This is a genomic window from Pseudomonas sp. GW821-FHT07F05 (assembly GCF_059418765.1).
In genome coordinates this window covers 1-15,483 of sequence record NZ_JBWKQL010000019.1, presented here as the reverse complement: position 1 = coordinate 15,483, position 15,483 = coordinate 1, and the positions used below count along the sequence as shown (strand labels likewise).

Annotated in this window: 17 protein-coding genes; 14 read left to right on the top strand and 3 right to left on the bottom strand. The window is 57.6% G+C overall.

Annotated elements, in window-relative coordinates; translation table 11 throughout:
* The first annotated feature begins 11 nt into the window (after positions 1–11).
* On the top strand, positions 12–200 hold the full coding sequence (locus tag AC07RO_RS25240) for a hypothetical protein (RefSeq protein ID WP_495087361.1): 189 nt from the start codon (positions 12–14) through the stop codon (positions 198–200).
* A 76-nt stretch (positions 201–276) separates the two neighbouring features.
* On the opposite strand, the gene AC07RO_RS25235 is transcribed toward AC07RO_RS25240, so the two are convergent.
* Positions 277–555 (bottom strand): mobilization protein, encoded by a 279-nt coding sequence (locus AC07RO_RS25235; RefSeq protein WP_495087360.1) that lies wholly within the window; start codon positions 553–555, stop codon positions 277–279.
* Positions 556–984: 429 nt separating this feature from the next.
* Between AC07RO_RS25235 and mobA the strand changes: the two genes are divergently transcribed.
* Together mobA and traI are read left to right on the top strand one after the other, a co-directional pair.
* A complete protein-coding gene (mobA, locus tag AC07RO_RS25230) occupies positions 985–1,314 on the top strand; it encodes a plasmid mobilization protein MobA (RefSeq protein WP_495087359.1) in 330 nt (109 codons plus the stop codon).
* 10 nt (positions 1,315–1,324) lie between these two features.
* Positions 1,325–3,268, top strand: coding sequence for a TraI/MobA(P) family conjugative relaxase (gene traI / locus AC07RO_RS25225; RefSeq protein ID WP_495087358.1), 1,944 nt, complete (start codon positions 1,325–1,327; stop codon positions 3,266–3,268).
* A gap of 271 nt (positions 3,269–3,539) precedes the next feature.
* On the opposite strand, the gene AC07RO_RS25220 is transcribed toward traI, so the two are convergent.
* On the bottom strand, positions 3,540–3,998 hold the full coding sequence (locus AC07RO_RS25220) for a DUF6392 family protein (RefSeq protein ID WP_495087357.1): 459 nt from the start codon (positions 3,996–3,998) through the stop codon (positions 3,540–3,542).
* Between the two features lie 75 nt (positions 3,999–4,073).
* A complete protein-coding gene (locus AC07RO_RS25215; protein ID WP_495087356.1) occupies positions 4,074–4,427 on the bottom strand; it encodes a helix-turn-helix domain-containing protein in 354 nt (117 codons plus the stop codon).
* Positions 4,428–4,680: 253 nt separating this feature from the next.
* Between AC07RO_RS25215 and AC07RO_RS25210 the strand changes: the two genes are divergently transcribed.
* The 11 genes from AC07RO_RS25210 to pilV form a co-directional block, all read left to right on the top strand.
* Complete coding sequence (locus tag AC07RO_RS25210; protein WP_495087355.1) at positions 4,681–5,214, top strand: transcription termination/antitermination NusG family protein; 534 nt, start codon at positions 4,681–4,683, stop codon at positions 5,212–5,214.
* Between the two features lie 28 nt (positions 5,215–5,242).
* Complete coding sequence (locus AC07RO_RS25205) at positions 5,243–5,494, top strand: hypothetical protein (protein ID WP_495087354.1); 252 nt, start codon at positions 5,243–5,245, stop codon at positions 5,492–5,494.
* Positions 5,495–5,958: 464 nt separating this feature from the next.
* Positions 5,959–6,477 (top strand): toxin co-regulated pilus biosynthesis Q family protein, encoded by a 519-nt coding sequence (locus tag AC07RO_RS25200; RefSeq protein ID WP_495087353.1) that lies wholly within the window; start codon positions 5,959–5,961, stop codon positions 6,475–6,477.
* A gap of 18 nt (positions 6,478–6,495) precedes the next feature.
* The gene (locus tag AC07RO_RS25195) at positions 6,496–8,256 is read left to right on the top strand and encodes a secretin GspD/PilQ domain-containing protein (RefSeq protein ID WP_495087352.1); all 1,761 of its coding nucleotides are present in this window, start codon (positions 6,496–6,498) and stop codon (positions 8,254–8,256) included.
* Entirely contained in the window at positions 8,256–9,548 is a 1,293-nt protein-coding gene (gene pilO2, locus AC07RO_RS25190; RefSeq protein WP_495087351.1) for a type 4b pilus protein PilO2, read from the top strand. The genes AC07RO_RS25195 and pilO2 overlap by 1 nt, the downstream gene beginning before the upstream one ends.
* Positions 9,535–10,092 (top strand): hypothetical protein, encoded by a 558-nt coding sequence (locus AC07RO_RS25185; protein ID WP_495087350.1) that lies wholly within the window; start codon positions 9,535–9,537, stop codon positions 10,090–10,092. Before pilO2 ends, AC07RO_RS25185 begins: the two co-directional genes overlap by 14 nt.
* 13 nt (positions 10,093–10,105) lie before the next feature.
* Entirely contained in the window at positions 10,106–11,818 is a 1,713-nt protein-coding gene (locus AC07RO_RS25180; protein ID WP_495087349.1) for a GspE/PulE family protein, read from the top strand.
* Complete coding sequence (locus tag AC07RO_RS25175) at positions 11,815–12,882, top strand: type II secretion system F family protein (protein ID WP_495087348.1); 1,068 nt, start codon at positions 11,815–11,817, stop codon at positions 12,880–12,882. Before AC07RO_RS25180 ends, AC07RO_RS25175 begins: the two co-directional genes overlap by 4 nt.
* A gap of 87 nt (positions 12,883–12,969) precedes the next feature.
* Positions 12,970–13,572 carry a type 4 pilus major pilin gene (locus tag AC07RO_RS25170; protein ID WP_495087347.1) on the top strand — a complete coding sequence of 201 codons (603 nt, stop codon included), beginning with the start codon at positions 12,970–12,972 and terminating at the stop codon, positions 13,570–13,572.
* Positions 13,572–14,483, top strand: a complete 912-nt coding sequence (locus tag AC07RO_RS25165) for an ATPase, T2SS/T4P/T4SS family (protein ID WP_495087346.1) — start codon at positions 13,572–13,574, stop codon at positions 14,481–14,483. The genes AC07RO_RS25170 and AC07RO_RS25165 overlap by 1 nt, the downstream gene beginning before the upstream one ends.
* Positions 14,484–14,485: 2 nt before the next feature.
* The coding region (gene pilV / locus AC07RO_RS25160) for a shufflon system plasmid conjugative transfer pilus tip adhesin PilV (protein WP_495087345.1) at positions 14,486–15,483 on the top strand (998 nt) is incomplete at its 3' end.

Genomic DNA, 15,483 nt, shown 5'->3' with positions numbered 1-15,483 from the left:
AGGAGAACACCATGGGCCCGTATATCGTGACCTGGACCATGTACAGCGAAAATCCCGGAGACCACAAGGCCGCCGCCCAGGAAATAGCGGAGAAGTATTTTCAGGAGCGCATCGCAGCCGGCGAGCCCGATACGGCGTGCACGTTTGTAGTAACAAACAGCAAAGGCGAATCGAAGAAAATCGACCTTGCTGCGCGCTAGCCGAGGTAACCTGCCGAACAAAAAAGCCCCACGATGTGGGGCTTTTTTATTGCTCATTTTTTAATGTGAGCGAGCGTTAAGCCGTCTGCGCTTTGGTGCGAGGGGCAGTCCGTTTGCGAGCAGTCGTCAAATCAGTAATTTCCTTGGCACTCACATTCAAGCCGACGTCCGCGAGGGCTTGCTTGACCTCGGTGACTGTGTAGCCCTTCGTTGCGCATAGCTGAACTATTTCCGCTTTCAATGATTGAAGAACTTCCGCCTGGCTCAGTTTGTCCTTGCTCTGATCTGGAAGCTCAGAGAGTTTCTGCCGTGCGGTTTCCAGATCTTTTTGGGTGAACGTCTTTTGCTTCGCCATTGCGCGATTCCGAATGATGTTGATCGATAACGGCGCCCGATCAAAGGGCAGGGCGCCCGTTAGTCGCCGAGAATACCAAGAAGCGGCTCACCGACGACAGCGGTTAACCTACGTCAATCAGGCCGTGATGAGGTATTCAGGCGCGTAAGACCGTTGCAGGTTGTTTTTTCATAGTTGAAGCCTGACCTCCCGTAAGCGTCCTCAGAGCCTCCAGGTCGCATCCGGAAGGCGAACCAGCCACCGCCGCAGCCGCTTCTCTGCTTTGGCCCTAGGCGGCCTTGAGCCTAAATGCTAGTCTAGAGCCCGAATCGAGCCCTAAAGATATGACCGGAAATGTTTTGTGGCCACCGCCCGCACGCGGTCGATGTCCACAAAACCCGGATCAGGGCTACGCCCCGACACCCCAGCATCGTCAGTCAGAGTTAAGTTATGTCCAAAAGCGAGTCGCGGCAGAGGGACCAGATGATCAAAGTCCGCTGCACGCTGGATGAAAAGGTCCTTCTGGGCGAGAAAGCTTCCGCGGCAGGTATCTCCGTTTCGGATCTGATGCGTAGCGCAGCCCTGGGCCGCAAGATCAAGACACCCACTGACAAGAAACTGATGGGCGAGCTGCTGCAGTTGGGCGGGTTGCAAAAGCATCTGTTCAACCAAATGCAGGCCGGCATGACGACTGAACTAAGCAAGCATTTTGCGGATGTCCTGGTCGCCATCAAAAAAGCTGTTATTGCCATCGACCTTTCTCAAACTCACGTGAAATAGATTCCTGATCATGAACGTCATCATCCCTCCGAAACGCGGTGATAAAGGCTCCAGCTTTAACAGGCTGGTGAGCTATATCAGTGATCGTGCGGACAAACCTAAAGATGATGACGAGGTGACTAATAGGACACGGCCAAGCGAATCGCGTAGCAAGGACGCCATGTTCGATCGGCTTGTGGATTACGTCGATCGCAACGAGGGCGATGATCGAGCCGTGGTCATCACTGATGAATATCCCGATGGTCGTCAGCGACTCATAAGCGGCGGCATTTCCTGCGAGACCAACTGTTTTTCCTGGGAAACAGCAGCGGCAGAAATGAACATGGTTGCCGCGCAGAACACGAAGTGTGTCGATCCGGTTTACCACTTCATCTTGTCCTGGCGCGAGAACGAACTGCCTACCGATGCGCAGATCTTCGAATGTGCTGAATATTGCATCCGCCAGATCGGAATGGAGGGTCACCAGTACGTGACCGCCATTCACCAGGACACGGACAATACTCATTGCCACGTGGCTGTGAATCGGGTCAATCCGATCAATTACAAGGCTGCCAATTTATGGAATGACGCTGACGCGCTTCAGAAAAGCTGCAGGGTTCTTGAGCGTAAGTACGGTTTCATCCAGGACAATGGCAGCTGGGAATGGGGGGTTAATGATCAACTGACGCGTGCGCCGTTTCGCTTCACCCGTGCTCCCCGTGATGCTGTGCCGTTGCAGGTCTACTCCAACACAGAAAGCCTTTATCACTATGCGGTAGAGCATGTCAGGGATGACATTTCGAGTATGTTGGAAACCAATGAGCTGACCTGGGATAAAGCCCACCGTGCGCTGCATGAAAGCGGCCTCGGTCTACGCGAGCAGGGTGACGGGTTGGTGGTCTATGACTACCTACGTCCCGAGGCGACATCTGTGGTCAAAGCCTCTTCGGTTCATGTCGCTCTCACTAAAGCAAAGCTGGAACGTCACATCGGTAAATTTGAGAGTCGACCTTCGTTCGCTGTTGAGCATTATAGCGACAGTGACAGTCCAGTTTTGATGCGCTCGACTTACCAGCCTCAGTTCGAGCTACGGGATAAATCGGCCCGATTCGAACGCCGGCAGGAGCGGGCAGAGGCGCGTCTCGATCTGAAGATGCGCTATCAGCGCTACCGTGCAGAGTTCGTTAAACCTGAGCTGAATGTGCTCGGCAGGCAGCGTGAGATTGCGGATCACTTTCGTGCGATGAAGGCCACGGTTCGTGACAAACACCGCGATCCCACCATGCGTAAGCTGATGTACCGCGTTGCTGAGTTCGAACGGATGAAAGCAATGGCCGAGCTGCGCATCCAGTTGCGCCATGAACGTCAGGATCTGGCTGAAAAGGGCATGGCTCGACCAATGCCTTACAGAGCTTGGATCGAGAAAGAAGCGCTGCTGGGTGACGTCGCGGCTGTGAGTCAGTTGCGTGGTTTTGCGTACCGAGAAAAGCGCCAGGCTAAACGTGTGGAACGTGATGCCGACCGTATTATCTTGTGCAGCGCTGCTGACGATTCACCCGTGCATGACTGGAAAACTCACGCCACACAACTGTATCGCAACGGTACAGTCGAATACGTTCGGGATGGTGTTGTTGGTGTTCGTGATGAAGGCGATCGCGTGCACATCGGTGAGTCCTTTGATGGTGCAGAGGATCCGGCTAACTATGCCTTGGCAATGGCGGTCACAAGCCACAAGAGTGGTGAGCAGATTGCTTTCGAAGGAGAGGTTTCATTCATGAAGGATGCGCTGTCCGCATTGCATAATTTCAACCAAGAGTTTGGCAACTCTCGTTTTGAACCAACGCGTCAGGATCAGCGCCTCTATCTTGATCACCTGGAGCAGGATGGACGACCTTCGGCGGATGTCAGTTACGACTCTGACTCTAATCAGCCGCAGCCTTCTACTCCGGATCCAGTTCAATACCCACGGCCCTGAATCGCTGGCAGTGTGTGCCGCTGGGATTACCCGGGGTTGGTGATCACGGCTTGCTTGGATATCTGCGATCTCATCGAGCTGCAGGGTTTGCTCCAGCTCGATAGATCCAATGCGCTGGAGTCGACTCGACTTCCCAAGCCTGGGATTGCCACCAGGCTCATTCGGCTTCGCCTTAGAACCTAGAAGCTAGGCCGACAGTTTCCGAGATACGGTGAACCAGTAAGCGATGTCAGTCGGGCCGGCCAGGTGACGCGTAGTCGTAAGCAACAGCCTATGACTGTTTGTCTAGGAGTGAAATCATTATGGTTGAGACCTCCATCTGCTCCCCATACTGAATTTCTAACGATGCCTCAGGGTGTAGGCTTTCGCGTAATTGATAAAAATCCCATGCGTAAAGATCGGAATCCACCAGCTCAAGCGGCGTTTTTTCTATAATTGGCTGGCCTAAACTCGCTAGCGTGGTGGGTCTATTCCCAATGTGACAAAGCGGCTCGGGTAGAAGGCTGATGAGGTCTTTACTTAGAGATTCACCCGCTATGACAATCATTTCAAACCGCATTGTTTCTTTCCAATACACCAACTCAATTCCGTTCTCTAATACAACCTCTATCGTGTCTTCATCGGTATAGATATGTTCGGCGGGTACATTATTAATAATGTTATTGCTGATCATTGCTTCATAGTGGTATCCAAGGTTTCGTATAACCTTTTCAAATTCTTTTCTGTCCATGATGTAGCAGCCTAGGTCAAGGGTCAGTGACTTCTTGCGAGAGCTTCTAGCAGATTCTTCCCGAATCCGCCTGTCCTACCGCGTTTTTTTTGCTCGATTTAACGTTTCTCGTGCTTTATCCAGCAATTTTCCTAACTCGATTGGATCATCAATGGCGTAGATGCAGTCGACCAGACCTGCCCGTAGATCAATCACGGACTGTCGCTCAACGTCGATTTGCCCTGGTAGAAGATCCATTGGAGTTATTTGGAAGAAGGCCGCAATTTTTACAAGCTGCTCCCCGTCGGGTGCGTATTCACCACGCTCGTACCTTCCTAAGGTTGTGACCTCACAACCTATCGCTTCAGCAAGCGCTGCTTGCGTAGCTCGGTTTTTTTTTCGAAACGCCTTGATGCGTTGCCCGATCAGCGTTCGTATCGGCGAATTCATGAGGTGGCCCAAAAAGCCACCATTTTCAGTGGTTTATCGTGAAATAAAACGTCTTAAAATCACATTGTGCAGAAATGCATTGCTGTATGAGTGCATTAGTCATAAAATACGCCAGTGGCACAGGGCCATTGCATTATTGACCACTGTATATATAATCAGCGCCGGCCTTGGATCCTCATCGGATTTGCAGGCCCCTCTCATAAAGCGCCACGGCGATTTAGTGGCGGCGCGTACCCGAAAGAAGGACCTTGCCATGCTGAAGTGGTATCTCATCACCTACAATCTCCACGCTTTTCAGCTGGTCACGTCTAGGCTGAGAGTCCTAGGTGCTGACTTTTTTGCTCCTACTAAGGAGAAGGTTTCGAAGCGAGCTGATTGCCAAGGGCATCGCGTCACTCAAACGTTGCTGTTCCCTGGTTATCTGTTTGTCCGCTTGGATCCAGAGATCGTCCACCCGACTCAAGTCGGTGACATATCTGGCGTTAGGGAGTTTGTTAAGTTTGGCGGCGATATTTGCACAATCTCGAACTCGTTGATTGAGGCTTGGCGCCTTGGCCTGATGATCAAACCTAACAAAAATGTCACCAAGATTGAGGTCAGGAACGTATCGGCTTCAGTTTTAACTGCGCTACAAAATGTCGTGAGCTTGGACTGCAAACTCGCAAGGCAGGCGGCCCTGTTCGATCTGCTGCAAGCACAGGTCGAGCTGCCAGAAAGAAGTTCGTCACCGCGCTCTCTGATTGTGACAGTGCTCGAAACACCCTATGTCGATGAAATGCTGCACTAGTCAGCTTTACTATTCCCGGAGGTTAAATGTGGAAAATCCTTCCAATGCTCTCAACTTAGATTCAAAAGTAAAAAGAGTGGTTTACATAGGAGCAGAGCGTCATCTTGAAGTCGAACAACACGCTATTGATGTGAGCAACGACATGCGAGTCCAGATTACCCCGACTCAATTCGTTCAACATTTAGTCGATCATTACAGCGAAGTAGCTCGGCAGAATTGGTCAAAAACCCTCATGACCGCAGCTCAGAAGGTTCGCTCCGAGGCTGAAAATCAAGCATAGCTTGTTCGTCAATGCCCTCTTGACCGTGACACGCTGCCGCTGAAGGCACGCATCCGCTTCACCTCTTCGTTCGTTTCACTCCCTTACCCCACCGCAATGCTTGGCCCATGATGCCGATATCGGCAACGTGTGGTCGCTCGTTTTTCTCACATCCCTACTTCTCGCCTATGAATGTTCATATCGGCGCCGATAAGAGGCACCCCATGCGAAACCCCCTGCTACTTGCGGCAGCCTTTGCGATCGTTTCAGGCTGCCAAACTGCCCCACCGACAGAGTTCACGCCTGCCACGCAGCTGATCGATGATCAGATTGCCCTTAGCGCGTCGACCATCAGTCAGGCGCAGATGCGCCTGCATCAAACGGCTTCACCCGCACCTCCAACGCAACTCCCTGCACAGCCAGCGCCGGTCAGAGCTGTGGCCGTTGCCACGCCAGTCAAACCTGCTGCTGCGCCGATCGTAGTGATGCCAGCTTCGGCACCTACGCCAAAGATCGTCGAGGTCGTACAGCCGCACAGCGGTCCTAGTCCAGCGGCGCAGGTCGTTGCCGATGCATTGAAGACGTCCTCACCGGCGAAAAGCCCGACGGTGTCGGCTGCTTCCTCGGCACCCACTTCTCATGTACAGACCAGCTCCACCGCAGTGCCGGCGAAAATTATTCCTGCCGCTGCAGTGCCGACTGTTGTGATCGCGAAAGTCACTCCACCGCCTAAGCCCATTCCCGAGCAGTGGGTGCTGAACACCTCCGACGTCACGCTGCGCCGCGCCCTGGGCAAGTGGGCCGCTAAGGCCGGCTGGCAGCTGGTGTGGGACGCCTCGGTCGATGTGCCGATCAACGTCACTGCCACGTTCGAGGGCGACTTCCGCTCTGCTGTGAAACGCCTGTTCCAGTCGCTGTCCGCCGCTGACGTCAACCTGACCGGCATGCTCTATGCCGGCAACAAAGTCCTTCGCGTCACCGAGTCCGGTCGCCGCGCTCAATAATCCCCTGGAGTTAAACCTATGACTTCGTACTTGAAACGAAGCCTTGCCGTGGCCGTTGCATTGGCATTGTCCGGATGCGGCGCGATGACCGAACGCGACGGCATTCGCGGCGCCTCGGTCGAAGGCAACCAGAAAGTGCAGGACAGCCTGGCCCGGCTGCGCCAGGAAGATTTACTGCGTGGCGCAGCTGTGCGTGAATTCGACGGCATGTGGCTGGGCGGCAAGACGGTGAAGGTGTCACGCGACGCTGAGCTGCCGGCGGTGTTCAGTGAACCGATTCGCTTCTCGTTTCCCGACAAGCCCACCATCAACGTATTTGCCGATCGCATCAGCAAGATCACCAACCTGTCGGTGCGTGTCAGCCCTGATGCCCTGGTGCCGATCCAAGTGTTCACGGCACAACGCATGGGCTCAGCCGGGGGTGGTTCGGCCATGCAAAACGCAACGCCGATGCCAATGAGCGTGCCCCTCAGCGGAACGCTTGGGCAGTCGGTGCCAAGCCTGGTGTCTATGACCGGCATGGGCAGTGGTGGCTATACGGCGGTGCCCCAGGGCGATGCCGTGGCGCGGTCGTTCTTCATCGATCAGGCCAGCCCGGCCGGCGCGACCTTGAGCGAACTGCTCGATCAGAAAACCGCTGAATACGGCGTGGGCTGGGATTTCAAGGACGGCATCATTCAGATCTCGCGCCTGGTGACCCGCACCTACCAGATCGCCACGATCACCGACATCAACGATGTCAACAGCACCATCGCCAAGACCGCGTCTACCGGTGCTAATGACAGCGGCAGCAGTGGCAGCGGCGGAACAAGCCAGGCAGGCCAGCTTTCATCCTCATCGGATGTGTCGGCCAAAATGACAGCGAATGTCGATGTGGTTAAAAACCTAAAGGTCGCGATCCAGGGTGCGCTGACGCCTAACGGCATTGGCAAATTCTCGATATCCGACTCCGGTGTGGTAACGGTCACGGACACCCGCGAGATTCAAGAGCAGGTCGAAGAGCTGATCAACGCCGAGAACAAGTCGGTTAGTCGCCAGGTGCGCATGCGCATGCAGATTATTGATCTGACGGCCACCACCAACAATGACCTGGGCGTGAACTGGGCCTGGCTGATCAACGACGCCACGTCGCGTTGGAATGTCAATCTGTTCTCACCGGCAGGCCTCCCTGGTGCCTCTACCGGCTTCGGGCAGATCGGTGTCATCCGCAACGGCGACAACTCGACCACTTCCACGTTTCTGCAGGCGCTGGCCACCGTCGGCAAGGTGAATGTCCGTAAGGATGAAACCTACCCGATGATGAACAACCGACCGTTGTCGATCGCCAATACGGAAAACTTCATCTACCCGGCTCGTTCAAGCTCCGCGTCTTCCAACGGCACCGGCACCAACAACACCACCGTGGTGCCAGGCGTTGAGCCCGGCCAGCTGACAACGGGCACCTTCTTGAACATGCGTTCCTCGATCCAGCCCAATGGTTCGGTCATCGTGCAGTTCTCGATGGACGCCTCGATGCGCGGTGCGACGAACACCTTCGTCAGCAACGGGGTCACGCTGCAGTATCCGCAGTCCACGGCCAATCAGTACCAGATCTACACCACGATCGTTAAAGGTGAGACAGCGGTACTGGCCGGCGTGCAGAACATCCAGCAGCAGGCCACCGACAAGTCGTTTGACGGCCAGCTGACGCCGCTGTTGGGCGGCGGTGTGGCCAGCTCATCCACGCAACGCGCCGTGCTGATCCTTCTGACGCCACAGGTCGTGGAAGGGGTGAACTGATGCTGACCCAATTGCAGGTTCCGGGGTTCGGTACCGCGCTGATGGGGCTGGACTGGTTGACGCTGCCCGGCCTTGACGGCACTCGCGATGAAATCAAGCAACTGGGACGAGGCGCCGATGCGGCCTGGGAGTTTGTCTGGCACGCCAACGGGCAGGCCGACAGCTGTGTAGCCCTGGTATCACGTGCCATGAGCAAGAGGCGGCCCGTTGCAGCGGCTGCACTGCTGCGTGCCGCTATCAGCGAGGATCAGTACCTGACGTTGATCGAGATCGGCGAGGACCGGCTCTGGCTTTTTGCCGCGCAGGACGGCGTGCCGATCCCGCGTACGGATCGTGTAGGACCGGCCAGTGAAGTGATGAGGCAAGTCAGGGACGTGCTCAACCGCTTCTCCAATCCTGCAGAACTGCCGATCTACACCGATCAGCAGGTGCTGCTGGAGCCATTGCCTCACTCGCTGGATCTGCGGCACCTCTCTTTGCAGACGCTTGGCCACTCGCTGCACAAGCGCGACTTTGGCAAGGCGGCGTTTACTCGTCACACCTCGCTGCCGGTTATTCCTTTACTGCTGTGTATCACGCTGTTGGCAGGGGGGTGTGCCTATTACGTCTACCAGCTGCAGGCCGAAGAGACGGCACGTCGTGATGCCACTCTGGTTCGGGAGCAGGCCATCGCGCAACGCAAGCTGGAGCTGGCCAACGCGGTTAACGCTGCGATCAACGCGACGGTGCCGGCACGACTCTCCGTGCCGGCGTACCTGGAGACCACGCGGGATCTGAAACGCCTGCTGGAAGGCTGGCGATTGACCGGTCTCGAATGCGCCGCATCGACGTGCACGCTGACCTATCAGGCGCAGGCCTTCGCGACCTGGGCTGGCTACCTGGCCGCCAAGCCCAAAAGCTGGCCGGCGCCGATTTTTGACAGCGACACACAGAAGGTCACTCAGCCGCTGCCCGTTGAGCTGCCCTCCAGTCCTGCGCGCACCGTGGAGGCGTTGCCACCCCGCGATGCCATCAACCAGAAGCTGGGCAACTTGGCTCAGGTCTCCAAAGTGCTTGGCGTCACGTTGACCCTGCCTTCGGCCTGGGCGCGAGTGGCCGGGAATGCGGCCGTCGCCGTACCGGAAGAGAAATGGATACCCATGATCGGTGCGTTCAGCGCATCAGGATCTGCGGTGCTGTTGGAGAACCTGGCGTCGCGATTGCCCGCGACCAGTGGCGTATCCCGCGTGACGTTCAAGCTCGATGACCCACTCACTTTCACTCTGGAGGGGACGGTGTATGCCAACCCGTAAATTTGCCTGGTCTTTGCTGTTGCTGCCGTTGGTGGCCATGGCCGACGACACACCACTGCTCGACAGCGGCACCGATACATTTGGCCGGCTGCTGACCAAACAGGCTCAGTTGCTGGATTCGGAAATGGATCTGCGCATTCGAGCGAACCAGAACAGCGGCACGGCCGCTGCCTCGGTGTCAGCCAACCCGCTGCCGGGCTCCAAACAGGAGGTCAAGGACGGTGAGCCCACGGTGGAGGCCATCTGGGGCCTGGTCGGCAAGGAGGTGGCCGAAATCAGCTACAAGGGCCGGCGTGTGCCGGTGTCGATGCAGGAGCCCTATATCTCCAAAGTCGATGGCTGGAAGCTCGACAGCATCCAGCAGTACCAGATCCAGCTGGTGCGCACGGACGGGCGCAAGGTCGTGCAGCGCAAAACCATCCTGCTGGACTGGATGGGCGGGCAGGGCGGCCAGCCCATGACCTCGGCCGTTGACCCCGCTGCTGTCCCAGGTGCTCCGATTGCTCCAATTACCCCTTCCATCACCGCGCCGCTGATGCGCTGATCCTGGAGTCGCCATGTCGTCCAAAGATACGAAAGACACCAAGCCAGGCGGCGGTCTGAAACTTTTCGGAAGTCGTCGCGAGAAAAACACGCCGTCCCTGGAGGACGCGGCGCAGCTGCAATCCCGGCTGGTTGCCGCCGTTCGCAAGCACCCTCGGCTGCGTCAACGTGATGAGCTTCCAACGCATCGCTCCACGATCAGCCAGTCGCAAGGCGTTTCGGGCAATGATCTGTCCCTGGTGGCCGTGCTCGATCTGGGCAACCGTGAAGCGCTGTTGCTGGTGTCGGAACAAGCCTTGGGTCAGCGTCTGCACCTGGATCTGCGCAGCCGGCTAATCACGGCGGGTTATGCCCTGGCCCAGGAGCGCCTGGCCGATGTCTCGTTAATCGCTGCGGTCAACCAGGCCATCAACGGCGCACTGGCCGACAACAAGGCCAGCGATGCCCACTCGATCGTGGAAGAGCTGATTCACGCGGCGATCGAGGATCAGGCGACGGATATTCATCTGTGCTGCCGTGACAAAACGGGCAGGGCGCTGTTTCGTGTGCACAGCCGCCTGTTTCCCTATCAGCAGTACAACGCGGAAACCTGCAGTCAGATGGCTGGCTACCTGTACACCGAGCTGTCCGACCCCAAAACGCGCAGCCATAACACCTTTTCGATGGAAAAGAAGTCGCTGAGCTGCATGGTCACTACCAGGGTCAACGGTACGCTGTACAAGCTGCGCTACAAATACATCCGCATGGTGGATGGCTGGGACGTGATTATCCGTCTGCTGCCCGTGGAGACGCATAATCAGGTCAGCAAGACCTTTGCCGATCTGGGGTACGAGAAGTCCCAGATCAAATTGTTGACTCAGTGTGTATCACGCACCATCGGGCTGATTGCGTTTCTCGGTCCTACCGGATCAGGCAAATCCACCGCGCTGAAAGTGTGCATGGAGGCCGATCCCAACCGCATGGAGCGCAAACGCTACTCCGTTGAAGATCCGGTGGAATACAAGATCTTCGGCGTGTCACAGATTTCCGTGCAACGCGACGATCACGAGGAAGCGGTCGATAGCATCCAGGCGCTCAACGGCACGTTGCGCGACATCTTGCGCGGTGATCCCGATGAAGTGACGGTGGGTGAGACTCGGGATGCTTCCACGGCGTCGATCGTGGCCGACTTCGTGATGACCGGGCACAAGGCTTACACCAGCTTGCATACCTCATCGGGCTTTGGCGCAATTTTGCGTCTGCTCCGGCTGGGCCTGGACCGGCACGTGCTGGCTGACCGGCAGTTCCTGTCAGCCTTGGCGTTTCAGCGGCTGCTGCCGGTGCTGTGTGAGCATTGCAAGGTGCCGGCAGTAGAGGTGCTGCCTGAAGTCAAGCTGCAGCTGCTGCAGGAGAAGTTTGGTCTGGACCCGGCATCGGCACGCTGCTCGGCTCAGGGCGCCTGCTCGCACTGCAAGGGCCGTGGTATTGCAGGCTCCACTGTGGTCGCCGAAATCATCGCGCCGGACAAGGTGATCCGGCAGATGATCGCCGATGGCAAGGATGATCAGGCCGAAACCTACTGGCGGCAGAGTCGCGGCGACACCCGCTTTGACGATTCGGACATGACCGGCAAAACGGCCTACGAGCACGCGCTCTACAAGGTTTCGCAGGGATGGATTGATGTTCGGGATCTGGAGCGTGAATTCGAATCGCTGGAAAGCTACGAGCTGGCCGAGGTGTCGATATGAACCTGGCGTTCAAGTGGTCGCGCTGGCTGTTCAACTTCTCCGGCGATTCGCGGCGGGAGTTCTACGAGGACTTTGCCTCGGCCTTGCGCGATGACATGGGCGGCCCCGAACGATTGAAAAAGATGGCTGCACGGGCGCGCAAGCGGCATACCGGCTGGGCGCCTTTGTATGAGCACTGGTTGCGCAAGATGAAACGTCAGTCGTTTGCGAACGCGTTGCAGCATACGGTGCCGGATTATGAGGTGATGGTGCTGGTCGCTGCAGAGGAAGACGGGCGACTGGAGGACGCCATGGACTACCTGGCGAAATCCCTGCGCCTGTCGGCCAAAATCTCCAGTGCCTTTTTTACCTCCCTGGTGTCGCCCATTGCAGCGGTTGCTACGCTGCTGGGCTTCTTCCTGGCGTATGCCCTGGTCATTGCACCGCAGAACCTGGAGATATTGCCGCTGGATAAATGGCCGGCGTTGAGCCAGCTGCTTTACACCCTCTCTCAGGGGTTGGTTGATGGAGGCATTGCTCTGGGCGTTGCGGTGATTGCGCTGGGCTGGTTGATTGCCTGGAGTCGCAGCCGCTGGTGCGGCAGAGTGCGCCGGGTCATTGATCGGGTGCCTTTGCTGCCCTGGCGCGGCTACCGCGAACGCCAGGCCAACAACTTGCTGGTGTCGTTGGCCATCCTGCTGCAATCGAACAACCACGGTCCCAAGGAAGCCCTGGAGCGCATGCGCTACTTCTCCGGGGCATGGATGAACGAGCATCTGCGAGACATGCTGGCCCGCCTGAAAAGAGCCCCGGACGAGCCAGCGCGGGCACTGACCAGTACCGGTTTGTTTCCCCTGCACATGATGGACCGCATCGAGGACTATGCCGAACGCCGTGACTTCACCAACGCCCTTCTGACTTTGGCCTTTGATCAGGCAGACAAGCAGGTGCAGCGGGCTGAACGTCAGGCCGTGGTCAGCGGCCTTCTGGCCATGCTGTTTGTCGGCGGCGTGATTGGTTTCATCGTGCTGGCCAACTTCGAATTCAACCAGGCCGTGGAAACCTACATTCAGAACGTTCGCTAGATCTGACCCCCTCGAAGTTTCGTTAACCCCCCTTGCAACATCACACCGGCCCTGGCCGGCTCTTTGTCGTACCCCAAGGAAACTAAAATGCAAAACACTCAAGTAAACACTGTGAGCGTCCCAGCCCTGCACGCTCGCCCATCGGCCCGCAAACTGCCTGGACATAAGCAACGCGGTTACACGCTGGTTGAGCTGGGCATCGTGACGCTGATCATCGGTCTGATTGCGACCCTGGCATTACTGGTCCTGCCCAATATTCTTGCAACCGTGCGATCTAACAAGATCATTGATGCATTCAATAGCGCCATTCCCGCCATCCAGACGGCCTACCAGAACCGCACGTCCTACACCGGTCTTACCACGGCCCAGGTCGCGCAGAATCGCTGGATGGGCAGTGGCCTGACCGAGGTCACCGCCGGTGTACCGACCGGCAATCTGCTGACTCAGTGGGGCCAATTGACCTTTGCGCCGGCTTCCAATGGCACTCAGGCGCAAGGCACGCTGACCGCTATCCCCAGCCGTGAATGCATCAAGATCGCTACCGCCATGACCAGCGACCAGTACCTGACGGTCAGCGTCAATGGCACGGCCGTTAAGACCGGCACCACGGATCTGGACCTGACCGCAGCAGGCACCCAGTGCAACGCCAGTAACGCCAATACCGTCGTATTCACCTTCGGTCGCGCCTGATGGCTGCTGAAACACCTGCCATGCCGCTGATCACTGACGTCCACCTGTCCACGGACAAGCAAGGCAGTGCAATCATCTTCCCCGGCCAGAAGCAGGCCGGGGCAGAACATCAGGCCTTGATTGAGCAACTGATCGCGGGCATCGAGCAGCATCCGGATCGCAAGAAAATCGTGATGCCGGATGACAGCCGCTGGCGGGTTCAACGAATGCGCGCAGGGCGCTTTGCACTGCGCCACTTGCGTGATCTGTGCCCTGATCTGGACTTGCTGGGATTACCGCAGTGGGTCAAGGCGTTGTTGCTGGGCTCCAGGATGCGCGATACCGGCGGTTTGGTGGTGATCTTCGGACTCACCGGCGCCGGTAAAACCGTGACCTGGGGTGCCACGATCGCGGCACGCTTGCGCTTGCTGGGCGGTTACGCGTTGACCCTGGAGGATCCGCCAGAGGATCCGCTGGAAGGGCCGCATGGTGCGGGCTACTGCGAACAGATCGACGTCGCCGAACTGGGCGGTTACGACAGCGGTATCCATGCGGCACTGCGCTGCTTTCCGGCCAAGGACGCATCGATGCTGGGCTTCGGCGAAGTGCTGACCGCCCAGATGGCCGCGCAGTTGTTTCGACTGGCCGGCGACGGTCATCTGGTGCTGGCCACCGTGCACGCCAAATCCATTCATGCCGGGCTTGAGCGCCTGGCGGCGATGGCCCGAGCGGCGGGTGAAGCCAATGCCAATGAGTTGCTGGCTTCCAGCCTGCAGTTGGCCATCCACCAGCGTTTCGACGACAGCGGCAAGCTCTGCGTGCAGGCCTTGCCGCGTGAACACAAGATCACTGCACATATCTCCCGAGGCGAATACGCAGCCCTTGGCCCCGAGGTCGAGCGCGTGCGCCTCATGCACTTACAGGATCAATAACCATGAAGCGATTACCCACGGTGCGCTTGCCACCCAGGCAACGGCAGCGGGGCTTTCTGTTGCCGCAACTGGCCTTGGTGGTCGGGGTGCTTGTCCTGATTACCGCCTATGCCGGCAATCGTTATGCCCAGGCAAGCATGGATCAAAAGCGGGACGACAAGGCCAAGCTGATCGGCGAACGGATGGCCAATGTCAGCGATGCCACCAAGACCTATGCCACCACGTTCTTCACCCAGATCCAGCGCGGGGAAAGCGTGACGCGTAACGGCTACTCACTGCCACCCCAGCGGCTGTTGGTTCCCACCCTGACCGACCTGAGCGGCCTTGGGTTTCTGCCGGCAACGGCTATAAACCCAATGGTCTATAACGGCCAGACCCTTCAGCTCAACGTCGCCATGCGGATCAACACGCAGAGCGGCTGCACGATTCCAACCTGCAGCCTGTTGTTTCAGGTGACGACCTCGGCGCCGTTGCTGATCCCCAATGGCAATACGGTGGACATCCGCCGGGCCACGATCGCGGCCACGGCAGCGAGCCCTGGCAATGCAGGCGTCTCGATTCCCAGCTCGATGGGCGGTGACCCCAGCGTGTTTGTCGGCAACGGCGGGACGGTGACGGGAACCAACAGCGGCGGCGTGGCAGGTCTGGTGTCGATCAGCAACGGCTACGACAGTCAGGGATTCTTTGAATTTCTGCGTCGTGACGGCAGCTTGCCCATGACCGGCACGCTGAATATGCAAGACGCGGCGGGTGCCAAGCACGACATCACCAATGCCAATGACATCGGTGCAGTGGATGTCACAGCCTCAGGTGATGTGAACGCAGCGGGGACGATCACCGCCGCAGGAGCCGTGATCGGTAAGACGGTCACCTCTACCGGTCGTATGAAGACCGGGGAGTACCTGCAGATAGACGGGGTGGCTGTTGAAAACACCTCCTGCCCCTCAAATGGACTGGTCGGCCGCAATAACATCGGCTTAACACTATCTTGCCAATCCGG